Annotated in this window: 16 protein-coding genes; 2 read left to right on the top strand and 14 right to left on the bottom strand. The window is 70.3% G+C overall.

Annotated elements, in window-relative coordinates:
• Window positions 1-18: 18 nt before the first annotated feature.
• From Ato02nite_RS29545 to Ato02nite_RS29485, 13 genes are all read right to left on the bottom strand, one after another.
• A complete protein-coding gene (locus tag Ato02nite_RS29545) occupies window positions 19-744 on the bottom strand; it encodes an HAD family hydrolase (RefSeq protein ID WP_213009928.1) in 726 nt (241 codons plus the stop codon).
• A gap of 1 nt (window position 745) precedes the next feature.
• Window positions 746-1,501 (bottom strand): ROK family protein, encoded by a 756-nt coding sequence (locus tag Ato02nite_RS29540; protein ID WP_213009927.1) that lies wholly within the window; start codon window positions 1,499-1,501, stop codon window positions 746-748.
• 48 nt (window positions 1,502-1,549) lie between these two features.
• Window positions 1,550-2,839, bottom strand: coding sequence for a hemolysin family protein (locus Ato02nite_RS29535; protein WP_213009926.1), 1,290 nt, complete (start codon window positions 2,837-2,839; stop codon window positions 1,550-1,552).
• A 68-nt stretch (window positions 2,840-2,907) separates the two neighbouring features.
• Window positions 2,908-3,816: a DNA-3-methyladenine glycosylase family protein gene (locus tag Ato02nite_RS29530; RefSeq protein WP_438873081.1), complete on the bottom strand. Its 909-nt coding sequence runs from the start codon at window positions 3,814-3,816 to the stop codon at window positions 2,908-2,910.
• A gap of 263 nt (window positions 3,817-4,079) precedes the next feature.
• Window positions 4,080-5,291 (bottom strand): Pecanex-like protein 1, encoded by a 1,212-nt coding sequence (locus tag Ato02nite_RS29525; RefSeq protein WP_213009925.1) that lies wholly within the window; start codon window positions 5,289-5,291, stop codon window positions 4,080-4,082.
• A 46-nt stretch (window positions 5,292-5,337) separates the two neighbouring features.
• The gene (locus tag Ato02nite_RS29520; RefSeq protein WP_213009924.1) at window positions 5,338-6,066 is read right to left on the bottom strand and encodes a DUF4142 domain-containing protein; all 729 of its coding nucleotides are present in this window, start codon (window positions 6,064-6,066) and stop codon (window positions 5,338-5,340) included.
• 98 nt (window positions 6,067-6,164) lie between these two features.
• The gene (locus Ato02nite_RS29515) at window positions 6,165-6,860 is read right to left on the bottom strand and encodes a COG4315 family predicted lipoprotein (protein WP_213009923.1); all 696 of its coding nucleotides are present in this window, start codon (window positions 6,858-6,860) and stop codon (window positions 6,165-6,167) included.
• A gap of 207 nt (window positions 6,861-7,067) precedes the next feature.
• Entirely contained in the window at window positions 7,068-7,847 is a 780-nt protein-coding gene (locus tag Ato02nite_RS29510; RefSeq protein WP_213009922.1) for a zf-HC2 domain-containing protein, read from the bottom strand.
• Entirely contained in the window at window positions 7,847-8,530 is a 684-nt protein-coding gene (locus tag Ato02nite_RS29505; protein ID WP_203799587.1) for a sigma-70 family RNA polymerase sigma factor, read from the bottom strand. Before Ato02nite_RS29505 ends, Ato02nite_RS29510 begins: the two co-directional genes overlap by 1 nt.
• A gap of 1,099 nt (window positions 8,531-9,629) precedes the next feature.
• On the bottom strand, window positions 9,630-10,595 hold the full coding sequence (locus Ato02nite_RS29500) for a hypothetical protein (protein ID WP_213009921.1): 966 nt from the start codon (window positions 10,593-10,595) through the stop codon (window positions 9,630-9,632).
• Window positions 10,592-13,081 carry an AAA family ATPase gene (locus tag Ato02nite_RS29495; protein ID WP_213009920.1) on the bottom strand — a complete coding sequence of 830 codons (2,490 nt, stop codon included), beginning with the start codon at window positions 13,079-13,081 and terminating at the stop codon, window positions 10,592-10,594. Before Ato02nite_RS29495 ends, Ato02nite_RS29500 begins: the two co-directional genes overlap by 4 nt.
• Window positions 13,082-13,130: 49 nt before the next feature.
• Window positions 13,131-14,282 carry an exonuclease SbcCD subunit D gene (locus Ato02nite_RS29490; protein WP_213009919.1) on the bottom strand — a complete coding sequence of 384 codons (1,152 nt, stop codon included), beginning with the start codon at window positions 14,280-14,282 and terminating at the stop codon, window positions 13,131-13,133.
• Between the two features lie 9 nt (window positions 14,283-14,291).
• Window positions 14,292-16,079: an ATP-binding protein gene (locus Ato02nite_RS29485; protein ID WP_246607548.1), complete on the bottom strand. Its 1,788-nt coding sequence runs from the start codon at window positions 16,077-16,079 to the stop codon at window positions 14,292-14,294.
• 200 nt (window positions 16,080-16,279) lie between these two features.
• Between Ato02nite_RS29485 and Ato02nite_RS29480 the strand changes: the two genes are divergently transcribed.
• Both Ato02nite_RS29480 and Ato02nite_RS29475 read left to right on the top strand, forming a co-directional pair.
• Window positions 16,280-16,831 (top strand): RNA polymerase sigma factor, encoded by a 552-nt coding sequence (locus Ato02nite_RS29480; protein ID WP_246607565.1) that lies wholly within the window; start codon window positions 16,280-16,282, stop codon window positions 16,829-16,831.
• Entirely contained in the window at window positions 16,824-17,762 is a 939-nt protein-coding gene (locus Ato02nite_RS29475) for a CU044_5270 family protein (protein ID WP_213009917.1), read from the top strand. The genes Ato02nite_RS29480 and Ato02nite_RS29475 overlap by 8 nt, the downstream gene beginning before the upstream one ends.
• Here the strand turns inward: Ato02nite_RS29475 and Ato02nite_RS29470 are convergent.
• Window positions 17,750-18,457 carry a pyrimidine reductase family protein gene (locus Ato02nite_RS29470; protein ID WP_213009916.1) on the bottom strand — a complete coding sequence of 236 codons (708 nt, stop codon included), beginning with the start codon at window positions 18,455-18,457 and terminating at the stop codon, window positions 17,750-17,752. The genes Ato02nite_RS29475 and Ato02nite_RS29470 overlap by 13 nt on opposite strands.
• Between the last annotated feature and the right edge of the window lie 90 nt (window positions 18,458-18,547).

Below are 18,547 nucleotides of genomic sequence, written 5' to 3'. Positions count from 1 at the left end.
CGTTCGGTGTGCGTACTTTCAAAGGGTTTTGGCGATCAGCGCGCAGAGTTCGTGGCCGTCGCAGATGGTGTCGTCGGGGGTTGGGTCTTCCGGCTCGCGGCCGGTGCGCGGGGAGGGCATCAGGATCGCGCGGGCGACGTCGGCGCGGCGGGCGCAGGCGATGTCGCGGCGGCGGGAGTCGCCGACGAACCAGCAGTTCTCCGGGGGGACGCCCAGTTCGTCGGTGGCGTTCCAGATCATCTGGGGGTTGGGTTTGCGGACGCCGGCCTCGTCGCTGTAGATCTGCACGGCGAAGTACGGGTTCAGGCCGGTCTTCTTCAGGAAGTCGCGGTGGGCCGCGCCGGACAGCGTGTTGCTCACGATGGCCAGCGGGATGTCCGCGTTGTAGGCGGTGTGCACCGCCTCCGGGATGCCCGGGCGAAGATCCCAGTTGTCGCGCCAGGCCCAGTCATAGCTCAGGTGGCGGACGGCGCCGCGCACCGGGACCTGCGCGGCCGGCGGCCAGCCGGGCAGGACGAACCGCTCCCAGACCTCGGCCTGGGAGAGCTCGTCGGGCCAGTCCTCGTCGCGCCACTCAGCGTATTTCGCGGCGCCGGTCGTCAGCGAGCGCTGGATCTCGCCGGGGCTCAGCGCGCCCTTCGTGAGGTTGTAGATGCGCAGGACCAGGGCCGGCGGTGCCGAACGCTGCGGCGGAGCGTCGGCGATGACACCGCCGAAGTCGAGCAGGATCGCGTCCGGACGCATGTCAGCGGGACGTCCCCAGTGACCAGGCGCGGACGCCGCCGACGATGCCCGCCGTGTTCGGCACCACCACCACATCGTCGCCCATCCGGGCCAGCTGGGTGGGGGTGATCAGGCGGGAGTTGCCGCCGCCCAGGTAGAGGCGGTCCCAGAGGAAGACCGGGCGCAGGCCCTCGACGACGTTGCGCACCCGGCGGGACCAGAGGGCGTCGCCGAGCCGGCGGCGTTCGTGCTCGCCGATGTACGTGTCGTAGGACATACCCCAGCGCACCGGCGCCTGCGACATCTCCAGGTGCGGGGCGAGCACGCCGCCGTCGAAGAGGGCGCAGCCCAGGCCGGTGCCGAGGGTCAGCATGAGTTCGCAACCGGTGCCGGCGACCACTCCGGCCCCGTGCACCTCGGCGTCGTTGAGCACCAGGGTGGGCAGGCCGAACGCCTCGGCGAGGGCGGTGCGGGCGTCGAAGCCGTACCACGCGTGTTCCAGCTCGGGGTCGACCTTGGTGCGGGGGCCGCTGCGGGTCACGTAGTGCGGGGTGGCCACCACCACGCCGTGCCGCAGCATGCCGGGCATGCCGACGGTGACCCGGTCGGCGGTGGGCAGCCGCTCGCCCAGCTGCACCAGAGTCTTGACGAACAGGTCGGGCGGCAACGGGTACGGAGTCGGCACGCGCAACGGCTGGGCGCGCATCGTGCCCGCCTCGTCGAGCACGGAGCCCTTGATGCCGCCGCCGCCGCAGTCGATCGTCAGGGTGAAAGCCACGCCGCCAGTTTGCATGGACGTCACCTCCTCGCACAGCAATTGTGACCGCTATGCCTCTTCGCCGGCGGTCTGCAGGGGCCGCAACCGCACCCGGGTGATGGCCCGGCCGGTCACCTCGACCACCTCGGCGGTGAACCCGGGCAACTCCACCACCTCGCCCGGATCGGTGGGGATGTGCCCGAGAGCGGCCAGGACCATGCCGGCCACCGTGGTGTAGTCGCCGTCCTCGTGCGCGTTCGACTCGTCCTGCAGGCCGATGTCGGGCAGGTCGTGGATGGGGAACGCGCCGGGCATGAGCAGCGCGCCGTCCGGCTCGCGAACCACCGCGGCCACGTCCCGGTCGGTCTCGTCGTAGATCTCGCCGACGATCTCCTCGACCAGGTCCTCCATGGTGATGATCCCGTCGATCGCGCCGCGCTCGTCGACCACCAGCGCCAGCTGGACGCGTTCGCCGCGCATCTGCCGCAGCGCGTCGGACACCCGCAGTGTCTCCGGCAGGAACAGGCCGGGCCGGCACAGCGCGTCCACCGGGCCCTGGGCGTCGATCAGGTCGCGCAGGTGCACGACCCCGATCACGTCGTCCAGGCCGGCCGGGCCGACCACCGGCGCCCGGGAGTGCCCGCCGTCGATCAGCGAGCGCAGCGCCTCGTGCGCGGGGCAGCCAGTGGGCAGGGTGAGCACGTCGCGGCGGGGCACCAGGATCTCCCGCAGGATCCGGTCGGCGATCTCGAAGGCGCCGCTGATGATGGTGCGCTGCTCGGCCGAGAAGTCCTGCTGGGCGGCGACCATGTCGCGGATCTCCTCGGTGGTGACCTCCTCGCGCTGGGCGGTGGGGTCACCCCCGGCCAGCCGCACGATCAGGTTGGTGGAGACGCCGAGCAGCCACACCGCCGGGCGGGAGATCATCGACAGGATGTCGAGCGGGCGGGCCACCAGCAGCGCCCAGCCCTCGGTGCGTTGCATGGCGATGCGTTTCGGGGCCAGCTCGCCGACGACCAGCGTCACGAAGGTCAGCGCGATCGTGACGATCACGATGGCCACCGGCTCGGCGGCGTCGCCGAGGAAGCTGAGCGGTTCGAGCAGCGGTTTCGACAGCGACACGGCGGCCGCCGCGGACGCCAGGAACCCGGCCAGGGTGATGCCGATCTGGATGGTGGCCAGGAACCGGTTGGGGTCCCGGGTCAGCCGGCCGAGCACCCTTCCGCCGCTGGACTGTCGTTCGAGTCGCTGGATCTGAGACTCGCGCAGTGACACCAGAGCCATCTCGCTACCCGAGAAGACGGCGTTCACCAGCACGAGCACCAGGACCAGAACGATCTCTCCGCCGGTGCCACCCATCGTCAACTCTCCTGGGCCAAAGCGATCACGAGGGGACCAACTTACCCAGAAGGACCGGGATACGCGCGTCAGAACTTCGCGAAGGACCGGATCGGCATCCTCGGCCCGAACCGGGGCGCCCGGATGCCACCGTGGGCGAGCAGGTCACAGACCCGGGCGCGATGGCCGCGGAACGGCTCCAGCAGCTCCAGCATGCGCTCGTCGGTGCCGCGGGCCTCACCGGCCAGCCCGAACGCCACCGTGTTGGGCACGTGGTAGTCGCCGACGCTCACCGCGTCGGCGTCGCCGTAGGCGATCCGGACCACCTCGGCGGCGGTCCACGGGCCGATCCCGGGAAGGGCGGTCAGTCTCCGGGTGGCGGTTTCGCTGTCGGCGCACTCCTCCAGGCGGGCGGCGACCTGCGCGGCCCGCAGCAGTGCCTGGGTGCGGCGCTGTTCCACGCCGAGCGGATGGAACGCCCAGTAGGGGGTCGCCGCTATCGCGGCGGGATCGGGCGGGAGCAGCAGATCTCCGGGGCCCGGCGCCGGCTCGCCGAACTTCCGGCCGATCTGACGGTACGCCCGGAAGGCTTCGACGCCGGTTACCTTCTGCTCCAGGATCGCGCGGAGTACGCGGTGGAAAACCATCCCGGTGGTGGGCATCCGGATGCCGTGGAAGGTGCGGGCCAGTTGATGGACCACCGGGTGTTGTTTCGCCAGGGCAGGGAAGCCGGTCAGGTCGTCGCGGAGGCCGGTGATCGCGTCAGCGTGCTCGGTGAGCCACTGCTTTCCGGGGCCATAGGCTTTCGCTGCAATTTCGCCCGATTTTTCGCGACTTAGATGGATCGCGCCAGGGCCTTCCGGCGTGCGGGCCGCCAGGCTGAACGTGTCGGCGGTCAGCCGGCCGATCGGGTCGAACTGAGGGGCGAGCAGCGGGGCCAGGGTGCGGGCGAAGTGATAACGCTCGGGCGGGATCAGCCGGCGGGTCACTTCCTTCACCGGGCCACCTTAGCTTTCTTTCCACCCAGACCGATGGCCCAGACCGATGGCCCAGACCGATGGCCCTGACCGCGCTCCCGGTCAGGGCCATCGGGGGGCGACCGGACACCCGAGTGATCCGGGTCGCCTTGAACCATCCGCTACGGCCGCCCGTCAGGGGGAAGAACGACCAACCGGTGTCGACGGGGGGTCCTGTCGGGGTGGGTCCGTGTCGGCGGTCCCACCCCGGTCAGGTTCGATACCGGTCCGCGGCGGTTCGTGGATCAGTTGACGACGCGCAACTTCACCGCGTCGAAGGCCGGGGTCTCGTTCGCTCGCTCCATCATCGGAATACGGTGCGAGCCGTCACCGGCCCAGGAGGCGCACTGCGCGGTGCCCTGCGTCGGCAGGCCGGCGACCTGGATGGTCACCTCGTCCGGCGCCTTGCCACCCTTCTTGTCCTCGGTGGCCACGAAGAACGCGGGCACCGGCGACGGGTCCGGAGCGACCCGGGTCGACTCGAGCATGCGGCAGGCGGTGTGGAAGTGGCCACGGACGATGCCGTCCTGCAGCACCGAGCTCTCCACGTAGTAACCGCCCGCGCCGGCCGCGAGGAACCGGTCCCGGATCAGGTTCCGGGTGCTCACCTTGAGGGTGAACGGAGTGTTGACCTTCACCACGTTCGGCGCCTGGGTGATCAGCAGCGACGAGTTGTTGGCGGCGCTGGAGACCTCACCGAACTCGGTGGAGACGCAGCGGTCGCCCTTCTGGAAGCCGTCGTGCGGCGCCAGGGTGCTGGTGTCGCAGCTGTTGGTCAGGACGCCCAGACCGGCGCCGGGGGGCGGCGTGGTGGCCTGGCCGCCACCGTTGTTGCCGCCGTTGTTGTTCCCACCGTTGTTGTTGCCGCCATTGTTGTTGCCGCCGTTGTCCGCGGGCGGGGCCGTGGTGGCCTCGGCGGGCGGAGCCGTCGTGGCCTGGCCGCCACCGTTGTTGCCGCCGTTGTTGTTCCCGCCGTTGTTGTTACCGCCGTTGTTGTTCCCACCGTTGTTGCCGCCGTTGCCGTTCTGGCCACCGGCGTTGGTGTCGTTCGTGGCCGTCGCGGTGGCCGTGGCGGTCGCCGCCGGGGCGGACGTGGCCGCGCCACCGTTGTTGCCGACGTTGTTCATCACCCAGCGGCGGCAGCGAGCCCGCAGCTCGGCGGTGGTCACCACGTCACCGGCGCCGTCATCGGCGTGCTGCGTGATCGCCCCGTTCTCCTCGGTCCAGCTGCCCTTGCGGGTCTTGGTGGAGAGCTTGGTCGACGCCGGAGCCGAGACGTTGTTGCACGCCGACAGGGCCTTCTTCTGCGTCCGATCGGTGCTCGCGTTCGACACCTGGGTGACGGTCAGAATGCCGCCGAACACCGCCAGGGTGCCGGCCACGGCGATGATCCGGCGCCGGCCACTGAACCAGCCTGACTTCGTGGATGCGCGCCGGCGGTAGTGGGACCTTCGCATGGGGTGACACCTTTCTCTGTCTCGACCTGGACGAGGTTTTCGGGGATTACCGCGCCCGGAAGATGCGCATGGTCGTGATAACGCCGGCCACTAGTGCGGCGGCGAGGACTAGGAGGATCACGGTGGTGTTGGCACCGGGGATGCCGCTGCTGCCACTGCTGGCCGCGGCGACCATCTGCTGGTCCACCGGCACCGGTCCTCCACCGGGCGCCGCGGGCGCGGCGGCCGTCGGCAGAGCGCCGTAGTCGACGATGCCGCTCGACTCCAGCAGCGTCATGTGCGTCATGACGAACTGGTTGGCCTGCTGGGCCAGCTGCCGGACCGAGTCGTTACGAGTGCTCGACCGGATCGAGGCGATGGCCGGGAAGATCTTCCCGTGAGCCGCCCGGAGCCGGTCGATGAAGATCTGATCGAAGGTGGTGGAGTTCGCCGCCTTCATCTCGCCCAGCCAGCCCTGCTGGTCCGCGTTCGGCTCGGCCGGAAGCTGGATGTCCAGCTTCTTCGCCACATCGCGGTCGAGCTGGTCGAGCACCACGTGCTGCGCGGCGATCGACTTGCCGATGTTGACGACCTTCGGGTCGTCCGACTTCTCCTGCGCCATGTTGCCGGCCGGGATCTCCCAAAGTCCGGCGAGCCGGACCTTGATCACGAAGTCCACGTCGGCGGCACTGACCGCGCCGGCGCCCTTGTCCTTGAAGGTGGTAGCCGGAACCGGGATGTCCCCGCCCGCGGCGTGCGCCGGGGAAACCGGAGCCACCAGGAACGCGAGCACCATTGCCGAAATGCCCACCAACCAGCGCTTGAGCCGGCGAGAGGAGCGAGCGGCAAACATTTTCGACCTCCGAGAGAGCGGTTTACTGAATGGCGCTTGGATCAGTAGCTGTAGTCGCTGCCGGCGGTTCCGGAATCCGACGACTCGGAACCCGATTCCGCGGCGGGCGGGGCTACCGGCTTGGACACGGCAGGAAGGCAGGTGAGGTTCTTGGCGCCGTCCGGCTTGATGACGAACCACTTGCCGGAAACGTTCTGGCCCTTCCACTGACCGGGCTTCTTGTCGCCGATGTAGGTGTAGACCGGCCAGCCCTTGATGGTCAGCTGCTTGGTGCCGTCGGCCCGGGTGACCGTGCCCACCACGCTCGACGAGACGCCCTTGAGGGTCGGCTTGCCGTCGTTGGTGAGCGCGGCCGGCCAGATCTTGGCGCAGTCACCGGCGCAGTTGGACTTGGCCGGGTTGTTCGAGTCGCCGTCGAAGCGGTAGAGGACGAAACCGTCCTCGTTCTCCACGACCTCGCCCATGCGCTTGACGGCGGTACCGGTCAGCTTGTTCGTGACCTCTTCCTCGGAGAGCGCGGCGCTCGTGTCCGATCCGGGAGCCGCGGTGGCGTCCGGGTCGGCCTCGGCGGCCGGGTCCGAAGTGGCGGCCGGATCAGCGGTGGCCGCCGGATCGGCGGTGGCTGCTACGTCGTTCGACGCGGGTTCAGCGGCGTTGCCGTAGTCCGCGGCGTCGTATCCCTGCGGGGCGCAGCCGGCCACTGCGAACGCTGCGGCGATGGCAGCACCCGCAACCATCAACTTTCGCTTCTCCGGTACCACGGTGTGCCCTCCAGTGTTCCTGCATCTGGCGTTTCCGGCCTGTAGTACGGGGGGCGCGCCAGGTTGGATGAACACTCGGCCCAATCAATTTCCTTAATTTCCTTTGAAGTCCGCGTTTTCCCTGGACACGACAAAGGGCCCGGCCATTCCGGCCCGGGCCCTTCGCTTTGTGCTACGCAATTATTACGGTACGCGAACCAGTGTGTCGCCGGCTCCGGCCGAGGTGACCTCCTGCACGGTGATGTGCGCGATGTCCTCCCGTGGCGTCGCGGTGATCGCCTGCAGCATCAGCGGCGACGGGTTGGCGGCGGTGCCCCAGCCCTTCTCCCCCACGCTCCAGGAGACCAGCGACTCGCTGGTGCCGTCGGTGTGCACGGCCAGCAGCCGGCAGACCTTCGGCCCCTTGATGTTGGAGATCGCGAAGGAGATCTGGGTGCCCCAGTCCTTCTTCTCCATCGCCACGTCGGCGTGCACACCGGTGCGTGGATCGCTGCCGCTGTACCGCTGGCCGGTCAGGTCGGGACCACCGACGCCGGGGCCGTCGTCCGAGTTCGGCAGGGGGTCGAGCTGGCTGCTGCCGCGCTCGGCCGTGGTGTTGCCGGCCGACTTCTGGTCGGGGGCGAACCACTTACCGCCTGCGAACAGCGCACCGATCGACAGCATCGCGAAGATGACCACGGCGGCGGCCAGCGAGTAGAGCCGGCGGCTGTTGGCCCGGCGCCGATCGTGGCGAACCTCGCCGATCATCTTGGTCAGAATGCGCCCGTCGCGCTGGGACTCCTCGGCCGCGATCACGGCACCCGCGTCGACGTCCGCCAGCAGGTCGGCGACCTGCACGAAGGACTCCAGTTCGAAGGCGCAGCGCGGGCACTCGATGAGATGGTCCTCGAACTGAGCGGCATCCCGCTCGTCGAGCACCCCCAACGCGTACGACGCGACGTCGTAGTGGTCTTCCTGGGTCATTACTCCGTCACCCCCCGCTGCTGCAGCGCCGTACGCAGCGCACGCAGAGCGTAATACACGCGCGACTTAGCGGTACCCAGCGGAAGATTGAGCTTCTCCGCCGCCTCCGGCACCGTCCGCCCCCGGAAATAGGTCTCGATCAGAATCTCGCGGTGCGACTGGCTCAGCTCGCGCAGCGCGTCGGAAACGGTCATCGACTGGAGAACCCGGTCGGTGTCGTCCGACATGCTGGGGAAGCTCTCCAGCTCGCGGTCGTACGTCTCGGCAGGGCGAGCGCTCGCGCTGCGGTGGTCGTCGATGGCGATCCGCCGGGCGACGGTCACCAGCCACGGGCGCAGCGACTGCTGGCCCTGCGCACCGAGCCGGTGCGCGTTGCGCCAGGCCCGCAGCAGGGTCTCCTGCACGATGTCCTCGGCACGCTGCCGGTCACCGCCGGTCAGCCGCAGCACGAACATCAGCAGAGGGCCGGCGTGCTCCTCGTAGAGCATGCGGACCAGGGTGTCCTCGTGGCTCGGCTCTTTCGCCTCGGGAGCGCCGTGCCGAGGAGCCTGTCGCGGGATCACCGAACTACCTTCGTCGACACCACGGCCGCCGTCGAGAGACTGCCACCGACCACCGGATCGCTGCTGTGTCATCAGGCACATCCCGTCCGGCGCGAGTCGATCCTCGACCACCGCATGCATTGATACCTCCGCCCGGAGCTTTCCCCGTCGCCTGAGATACGGCTGGGGGGCCCGGCCGGGATCAACGTGCGCGGGAAAATTTCCGGGACGATGGTTCTCAACTGTCCTCCGGTGTCGTGTGGGGGCGGCACGAGGCACATCGCAGACGATCAAATTCATCCATCTGCACCGATATGCCTACCAGGGCAGCCGAATAATACTCAGTCACACGCGTCCCAGGAAACGCCCTTCTGAGCTGCGCGGACGCACAGGCGGTGCGCATTACCCGTGCGTAGGCACGCGCTCTCGGAGCGTCTCCGTGGGAGCGCTCCCGCGCGCTTGAGGCCCGCCCGTTCGGACCTTTCGGACTCACCGAACGCCAGAGATCTTCTCGGGTCGGGGTCCCGCCAATTCCAGAAGGAACAGAACTCCGGCCCAGGCTTCCTCGAACCGAAGAGCGGGACGCTTGCGCGCGGAAGATCAACCTTTGCCGTACGCGCCGCCTCACTCCCCGTGGCACGCGGTCCCGGCTGGTGCAACTCACCCGCCGCGCGCCCGCTGCGGGCGGGCCCGGCCCAAGCTCGCTACCCCAACCCGCCCACGTCCCGGCCGGCCGGCCGGGACGAACAGTCCCGGGCGACGGCCAACGACCTCCCGCAGGGTGGTCACTGCTCTCGAATACTGGGTCGGCGTCCTGCATCCCGGGCATGGTCCCGCCTGATGACCAGCGCTTCCACACCCTGGCCACCCAGCGGTCAGAAGGACGCGACATATCGCCTATGTCCGATCCCGAGAGCTCGGCCAGACGCGATCTTGTGGACCTAGTGTGCGGACAGAGCAGCAACGCCACAAGATCTGCGATCCCGGCCGCCACGACCCGGCACCGACCGGCGAATACGTATAAAACGCCCTCCGGGCGGAGCGGCGCGTGTGGATGAGCAGCGCAAGGCGTTGCCACGCGCGAGCTGCGTGCGTGTCTCGTTGCGCGAGAGTCGCGGCACGTGCCGGTGTGGCACCCTGCTTGCCGGGTGGCGGCGGTCGGGGGATGTTGCGGTTGGTGACGCGTCTCCCGTACCGGAAAGGGTTTGATCCTCGCGACCCTGACCTCAAAGGTGTCTGATTAGGTCCGGTTTCGGGCGGTTGCCACGGTCAGCTGCCGGTGCAGCACCCGCGCGTCGCCGAGCATCCCGCGCAACCGGCGCTCCAATCCGGCGATCGGCACCAGATTTTGCGGCGCCCGCGGATCCTTGTACGCCGACGAGGCGAACCGCGGCAGGGTCGCGCTCGAGACCTCGGCCAGCTCGATCGCCTGCTCCGGCGGGAGGTCGGGCGAGCACTCCACCCGGACGATGCCGGACCAGGGCGCACCCGAACCGCCCGGCAGCCGCAAATACCACGACCATCCACCCCAGACCGTGCCCAGGTGGAAGACCGGGGTGCGCTGGCCGGCCCGCAGGGCGGTCACCACCGGGGTCAGCGTGGCCGGCAGATACTGCTTCTGCTGGGTCTTCACGTAACCGATCGTGTTGACCAGATGGCGCCGGTTACGAAGCGGGCCATCCACCACCAGCAGATCAGCCGTGCCGCCGCGGGCCACCGCCGAGATCTCCAGCTCGAGCTCGGTCAACTTCGGCTGGACCGCCGACGGGAGCTTGCTGGCCTCGCCCGGCCCTTCCAGCCGGCGCACCTCGTAGCGCACCAGTTGGGTCTGCACGTCCTGCGCCGAGGGGCTGGCCGTGAAGAGACCCCGCCGCACCTCCGCACCGACCATCTCGGCCGACCCGCGGGCGAGATCACAGCGCACCACGCCGGCCGCGAACGACGCGGCCAGCCCGGCGTAGGACGACCCGTCCTCCTCCTGGGTCCACAGCCCGGCGTCGTTGCGCCGCACCCCGTCCACGAGAAACACCACGTCGGGGCGTTGCACGCCGGGCGCCACGTCGATCGGCGCCCACTCGGCGGCCGGCACCTCCACGTCGGTGTCGACCTGGGCACTGCTCGGCGACGCCGGGCCGTCCTCACCGCCGCCGCCCTCGAAGGACGACCCGTAGGACGGGTCCCAGGCGTCGACGAACATCCTCGTCACAGGCCGACCCTCGTCACGTGCGCGGTGCGCGCGTCCTTGTGCACCTCGAACCGCACCGGCACCCGTTCGGCCAGCGAGTTCACGTGGGTGACCACGCCGACCATCCGGTCGCCGCGGGCGGCCAGATTTTCCAGGGTCGCGGCGACCACGTCGAGCGTGGCCGCGTCGAGCGTGCCGAACCCCTCGTCCAGCACGATCGACTCCAGGCTCGCGGCCGTCGTCGACATGCCGGCGAGCTGCTCGGACAACGCCAGCGCGAGCGACAGCGACGCCTGGAACGTCTCACCGCCGGAGAGCGTGCGCACCCCGCGCCGCAGCCCGGCGTCGTGGTGGTCGATCACGTAGAACTCACCCTTGTCGTGTATCAGGTCGTACTGCCCGCCGGTCAGCTCGCGCAGGATCCGGGACGCGCCGTCGACCAGCAGGTCGAGCGCCTCCTCGAGGAGCCAGCGCTCGAAGTTGTTGGCCCGCAGGTGGCCGGAGAGCGCCTTGGCGACCCGCCCGGCCTGCTGCAGCGTCATCCGCTGCTCGCTCAGCTGCTGCGCCTGCTCCCGCCGGTCGGCCAGCCGCTTCCAGACCGCGTCGGCCCGCTCGACCGCGACCGCGGCCGCTCGGATCAGGCCGGACTCATCGGCGTGGGCGGGCGCACCGACCCCGGCCGCGGTGAACAGCGCACCCACCGTGGCGAACGCGTGCACGGTCGCCTCGTGCGCGGCGGTGACCGCCGCCTGCGCCTCGTCCCGCGCGGTCGCCCGCAGTCGGTGCTCACCGGCGGCCCACTCGACCAGCGTCACCCACGCGGCGGACAGGTCGTCCCGCTCGGCCGGCGGCGGCCCGAACCGGGCCACCCGGTCCCGCAGCTCGTCGAAGGTGCGCCACGCCGTGCGTTCCCGCTCCTCGGCCGCGTGCGCGGCGGCCTGCGCCGCCCGCTGCGCCTCCCGGCTGGTCCGCACCGCGGTGCCGGCCCGGTCGAGCTTGCGCCGCAGCTGCTCGAGCTCGGCCAGCTGCCGTTCCAGCGCGGGCACACCGGGCGAACCGGCCACGACGCCGCGGACCTCCTTCACCCGGGACACGTGGTGCTCGTGCTGGGCGCGCTTGCGCTCGAGGTTGCCCTCCAGTTTGCGGGCCACCGCGTCGCGCTGCTTCCAGCCCGACTCGGCCACCTCGGCGGCGGCCCGGGCGGCCTTGCCGGTCGCTTCGGCCTCGTGCACCGCGGACCCGGCCGGCATGGCCGGCACCACGGTCACGGTCTGCTCGCAGACCGGGCACGGACCACCGGCGGTCAGGTGGGCGCGCAGCGCGGCCGCCTTGTCCAGCCGCTGCGCCTCGGTGTAATCGAGGCGGGCCTGCTCGAGCAGCTGGGTGGCGCCCAGGTGCGCGCTGTGCGCGAGGTCGGCCGCGACCACCGCGTCCCGGTACTCCACCTCGGCGACCTGCACCTCGCCGGCGAACCATTCCTCCTGCCCGACCAGCCGGTCCAGCTCGGCGTGCCGGTCCAGCAACAGCTTCAGCGAGCCGGCGTCGCCGGCCGCGGCCAGCTCGCCGCGGATCTTCTCCTCGCGCTCCTCGGCGGTGCGGACCTCCTTCGCGGCCTCGGTGGCACTCGCCCTCGCTGCCGCCGTCGCGCCGGCGATCTCCGCGCTTCCCGGCGGTGTACGGACGGAAGCCAGCGCCCGCAACTCCGTGTCGAGCGCGTCCCGGGTCGCGGCCGCCGCCGACTCCTGCTCCCGGGCCGCGCGCAGGCCGGGCACCGACGCCTCGACGGCGGCGGTCAGCTCGCGCATCCGGGTCAGCACGCCCTCGGCCGCCTCGACCGCCTCGTCGGACGCGTCGGTGAGACCGGCCAGCTGCTGGTCGACCACGGCCAGCTTGGCCTCGGCGGTGGTGGCCCGGCCGGCCGCGCGGGTCTGCACCTCCTCGTAGACGTGCAGGCCGAGCAGGTTGACCAGGATCTGCTGGCGGGTGGCCGGCTTGGCGTGCAGGAAGTCGGCGAACTGTCCCTGCGGCAGCACCACGCAGCTGGTGAACTGTTCGTACGGCAGGCCGACCGCGCCCTGCACCGCGTCGTCCATCTCAGCCGGGGTGCCGGCCAGCACCTCGCCCAGGTCGTCGAGGTCCATGCCGGTGTCGAGCTTGGTCACGTCGAAGCCCTGCGGCATCAGCTGCAGGCCGGCCCCGGCGGTCTTGACGTTGCCCCGGCCGTCCCGGCGCACCACCCGGGTCGCCACGAAGCGGTCGCCGGCCGACTCGAAGACCAGCCGGACCTTGGCCTCGGCGGCGCTGGGCGCGAGCGCGTTGGCGATGCCGCGGGCACCACCCCAGCGCGGGACCTGGCCGTAGAGGGCGAAGATGATCGCGTCGAGCACGGTCGACTTGCCCGAGCCGGTCGGCCCGACCAGTGCGAAGTAGTCGGCGTCGGTGAAGTCCACGGTGGTCTCGTCCCGGAACACCGTGAACCCGGTCATGTCCAGCCGGATCGGCCTCATAAGCCCGCCTCACTGCGATCGGTCAGCTGGTCGAGCACGCTTCGCTCGCTCATTGCGCGCTGCTCACCTCGTCGTACAGCTCGTCGAAGAGCTCGCGGACACCCTCTTCGGCGTTGCCGCGTGCGTCCAGGTAATCGCCGAAGAGCTCGCGCGGGGACCGGCCGGCCCGCTGCGCCATCCGCTCTCCCGCCCTGTTCGGCATCATCTCCGGGTCGATCCGGACCTCGAGCGCGTTGGGCAGCAGGTCCTGCACGTCCTCGCGCAGGCCGACCCGCGGTGTCTCGCGCACGAAGACACGGAGCCAGGCGTCCGGAAGGTTCACCGTGGTGAGCTGTTCGAGGGTGCCCCGGACGGTCCGCAGGGGCCGCGCCGAGGTGATCGGCACGTCCCGCACCCGGGCCGCCTTGTCCGTGCCGACGTCGACGATGGCGACCGAGGGGATGTTCTCCTCCTCGCCGAAGTCGACCGCGAGCGGGCTGCCGGAGTAACGCGTCGGGCAGGGCGAGATCACCGACTGGGCCCGGTGCAGGTGGCCGAGGGCGACGTAGTGGGTGTTCCGCGGGAAGACCGTGGCCGGAACCGCGTAGCCCATGATGGTGTGCGCTTCCCGCTCGCCGCCGCCGGTGGACGCCCCGACGATCGTCAGGTGAGCGGTGAGCAGGTTGACCACGCCGGGCTCGGCGAATTTCTCGCTGAGCTTCTCGATCAGGCGGGCGAGGTGATCGGCGTAGGTCTGGTTGGCCTCCGCGCCGGACAACTCATACATCTCGGCGGCGCGGATCGCGTAGCGCTGGGAGAGGAACGGCACGGCCACGAGCTGCCAACGCTCGCCGCCCTCGGTCGTCCCGGTGATCACCAGCTCTTCCGGGTCCTCGCGGACCGAGCCGCGCAGGATGATGCCGGCCGCCTCGGCCCACGGGCGCAGCGCGTCGAGCGCCGGGCCGTTGTCGTGGTTGCCGCCGATCGCCACCACCTGCGCACCGGTGCGCCGCAGCGCCGACAGCGCCCGGGTCACCACCCTGGTCGAGTCGGCCGTGGGCGCCGCGGTGTCGTAGAGGTCACCCGCGATGATCACCAGATCGGGCCGCTCGGCCTGGGCGATCCGGACGACCTCGGCGAACACCCGGATGTGCTCGTCATGCCGGTTCCGGCCCTTCAGGACCTTCCCCACATGCCAGTCGGACGTGTGCAGGATGCGCATCGCAGAACCTTAGAACGGGATGTCGTCGTCGACAGCGCCGCGGCCACCCACGACGGCGAACGGATCGGCGCCCTGGACGATCGAGCGCATGGTCTCCGACGGCGGTGGGCCGGACTCGGACTTGCGGGTGGCCCAGGCCGGGAACGGGAACTCGACGCAGAGCGGGACCGGGATGTCGGGCTGGTTGACGAACATCGTGCCGGGCCGGGCCAGCAGCGCCCGCTGGCGCATGGCGGGCGGGAGGAAGCCGTATTCCGGCCGGGCCGCCTCGGCCGGGTCGAGACGGCCGACCACCCGGATCGCCGAGTTGGTCACGATGCGGCGCTCGACCTCGCTCGCCGTCTGCTGGGCGCCGATCAGGATCACGCCGAGCGAGCGGCCGCGCTCGGCGATGTCGAGCAGCACCTCCTTGATGGGTGAGGTGCCCTCGCGCGGGGCGTACTTGTTCAGCTCGTCGAGCACCACGAACAGCAGGGGACGGCCGGTGCCGGCCTTCTCCTTCTCCTCGAACTCGGTCTTCAGCGTCACGCCGACCACGAACCGCTGCGCCCGATCGGGCAGGTTGTGCAGGTCGACGACGGTGACCTGGGCCGACTCGGCGGTCTTGATCTGGTGCGGGCGGCGCGAGGCGAGGTCGCCGCGGATCAGCCGGGACAGGTCGCGCTTGCTGCCGATCATCCGCCGGGCGAACGCGTTGACCGTGCCCATGTTGATCGCGCTGCCCGCCCAGGTCGACCGGGTGTCGTCGTCGGTGAGCTGCTCGACGACGTGGTCGACCAGGTCGCCGTAGGAGGAGATGCGGCGGCCGTCGATGCTGATGCCGCCCTCGGCGGGCACCGCATAGCGATGGAGGTGGGCGGTCACCGAATGGACCACCATCGTGTACTGCTGGCGCTCGTCGTCGGCGTCGGCGAACACGTACGGCAGGAGCTTTTTCTCGCAGAACTCCTCGAGCGTCCAGTAGAACGCGTCGACGCCGGTCAGCCGGCTGCTCACGTCGGGGGCGCCGGAGGAGTCGCCGGCCCGCGGCGGGGCGTAGACCCGGACGTCGGAGAACGGGGTCGCGGGCAGCTCGAGCAGTTTGTAGGCGGCCATCGTGGGCTGGTCGAGTTTCGTGTTGGGGTGGTCGAGGAACAGCAGGTCCTCGCCCTTCACGTTGAAGATCAGCGCACGGGCGTTGGCACCGTCGGCACCCAGCTGGCCGGAGCGGAAGACCGAGTAGAGCAGGAACGTCGCGAAGCTCGTCTTGGTCGCCACGCCGGAGATGCCGGAGATGGAGACGTGCGCGCCGCGGGTGCCGTCGAGGAAGTCGGCGTTGAGGAAGACCGGGACGCCGTCGCGGCCGGTGCCCATCGGGATGCGCCGCTCCATCCGGTCGAAGTGCAGCGCCGCGTCGCGCGCCGCGCCGGTGGCCCGATGCACCACCGCGCCGGGGGCCGGCGGGACGTAGAGCTCCGGGTCGACCCGGGTGGTGGTGATCTCGGCCGCCTCCTGCACCAGGGCCGGGAGCGTGCCCTCGGCGATGGCGAAGACGTCGGAGTCGAACTGCGCGCCCTCGTGCCGCGCCCGGACCTGGGTGACCACGCCGGCGATCGTCACCGGTTCGCGGTCCGGCAACTCACGCTGGGTCACCACGACGTCGTCGAGTTGCAGGTAGCTGCCCGGGGTCACGGCCGTCCAGAACTGGAGCGGTGTGGCATCCGCGGTCCCGAGCACCCGCCCGACGGGGTCAACCTGCGATTTTGCATTCTGTTTTCCGCCGCGGGTGGGCTCAGCTTCGTCAGACACGCCGATCATGTTGCACCAGGGGTACGACAGAACCCGCACTCAGTGTGGGTTGGCATGGGTTGTCCACAACTTCTGGTGGCCATCCACAGATTTATCCACAAGATCTTGCCCGGGCTGTGGAGGCGCGCCCCACTATCGAACCGATCCGGGCCGATCGGTCAATGGTGGGTGACGACTTGTTGAGGAGGAACGTGACCCACACCGAGGTCATGACCGATCAAGACCTGATCCGGATCTCCGTAGCGCAGCCGGAGACGTTCGGCCAGATCTTCGACCGGCACGCCACGACCATCCACCACTATCTGGCCCGGCGGGTCGGCCGCTCGCTCGCCGACGACCTGACCGCCGAGACGTTCCTGATCGCTTTCCGCCGCCGCGACAACTACGACGTGTCACACCAGGACTGCCGGCCCTGGCTGTACGGCATCGCCGCCAACCTGCTCCGCGGCCACCAGCGCGCCGAGATCCGGCAGTACCGCGCACTCGCCCGCACCGGCGTCGACCCGGTGTACGCCGCCGACGACCGGGTCGAGGCCCGGGTCGACGCGGCCGATGAGGTGCGGGCCCTGGCCGGCGTGCTGGCCAAGCTGGCGCCGGGTGAGCGCGACGTGCTGACCCTGGTCAGCCAGGCCCAGCTCAGCTACCCGGAGGTGGCCCAGGCTCTCGGCATCCCGGTCGGGACGGTCCGCTCCCGGCTGCACAGCGCCCGCAAACGCATCCGCACCGCCCTCGGACACGACGGAGGACTCGACGATGAATGACCTCGAACTGGTCGAGCGGTTCCGCGCCGACCTGCCGCCGGCCGACCCGGCGGCGCTGAGCCGGGCCCGCGCCCGGATGTTCCACACCCCGCCCCCGCCGCGCCGGCGCTGGGCCTGGGGACTGGTCCCGGCCGGGGCGCTGGCCGCGGCGGTCACGGTCGCCGTCGTCACGGCCCGGCCGGAGGATCCCGCACCGACGGCGGTGCCCACCGCACCCACCACGTCCGCGCCGGTCACAGCCATCGACGCGGCCGGAGTGTTCCGGCTGGCCGCGGCCGAGGCCCGCACCCAGCCGGCCCTCGTCGCCAAGCCCGGCCAGTTCGTCTACGTCGAATCGATCGACGCCACCGACAACGTCGAAAATCTCGAGACGAAACCGACCTGGGTGCCGCCCAAGGAGATCAACCGGAAGATCTGGCTCGCCGCGGACGGCGTCAAGGCCGGTCTCCTGCGCACGACGGTGGTCAAGACCGGCGAGGTGAACGAGATGCCGCTGGACGGCCGCACCGCGCCGGCCTACGTGACGGACCTGCCCACCGACTCGAAGAAGATGCGGGACTGGCTCTACTCGGGACCGGACACGGGGAACGGCGCGGACGCCACGGCCTGGAACAAGATCGGCGACACGCTGCGTGAGCAGTACCTTCCGCCGGACGCGCAGGCTGCGATTTTCGAGGCCGCCGCGACCATCCCCGGGACGACCCTGGTCAAGCAGGCCGACGTGGCCGGGCGCAAGGGCATCGCGGTCTCCCGGCTCGCCGACTCCAAGGATGTCCGCTTCGACTACATCTTCGACGCGAGAACCTACGACTTCCTGGGCGAACGGGTGGTGGTCGTGGGCGACCTCAAGCCGTACCCCAAGGGTGTCGTCTCCCGGTGGACCGCCCAGCTGAGGGTGGCGATCGTGGACCGGGCCGGTCAGTTGCCCTGACGCGCGTACCGAAGGAAGAGCATGTCCTGCAGCGTGAGGATGTGCCGCAGCGACATCTTCCGGGCGATACCCGGCGCCCCGGCCGCGATGCGGCCGGGGCCGCCGCCGACCAGCAGCGGCGAGACCGTCAGGCAGAGCTCGGTGACCAGGTCTTTTTCGATCATGGAGCCGAGCAGGCTGGGCCCGCCCTCGCAGAGCAGTTGGGTGGCGCCCCGGGCGTGCAGCGCGGCGACGCCGGCGGCCAGGTCGACCTCGCCGTCGCCGACCGCGATCACCTCGGCGTGTTTCGCGGCCTCGCGGGTGTCCGCCCCCGCGTGGGTGAGGATGATCGGCCGGATCGGGGCATCGGTGAAGATCAACTGCTGGTAGTCGAGGTTCAGGCTCCGGGAGACGATCACCATGAGCGGAAATTCCGGCAGATCCCGCTGTCGGCGCCAGGCACGAGCCTCGGGCGTCAGGCGCAGCCCGTCGTAATTTTCTGCCTTTATCGTGCCCGAGCCGACGATCAGTGCGTCGCACACCATCCGCAGACTGTCGAAGATCTCCTTGTCACCCGGGCCGTGCAGCCCGCCGGAGAGCCCGTCCACCGAGACCGCGCCGTCGACGCTGGCGATGAAGTTGACCCGCAGAGTCGGCGAAGGATTGCGCGGATAGTGCAAGACGAGGTCGGCGGCCGACCACTCCTGGCAGATCATGCCCCGAGGCTAGACACCTTTTGAGGTCAGGGTCGCGAGAAATCAAGCCCACTTTCCGGTACGGGCGACACCGTCACCAACCGCACCATC

Origin of the sequence: Paractinoplanes toevensis, from assembly GCF_018332695.1 — a bacterium.
Taxonomy (GTDB): Bacteria; Actinomycetota; Actinomycetes; order Mycobacteriales; family Micromonosporaceae; genus Actinoplanes; species Actinoplanes toevensis.
Note: the sequence above shows the minus strand (reverse complement) of the source record. Positions and strands in the feature narration are given on the sequence as shown.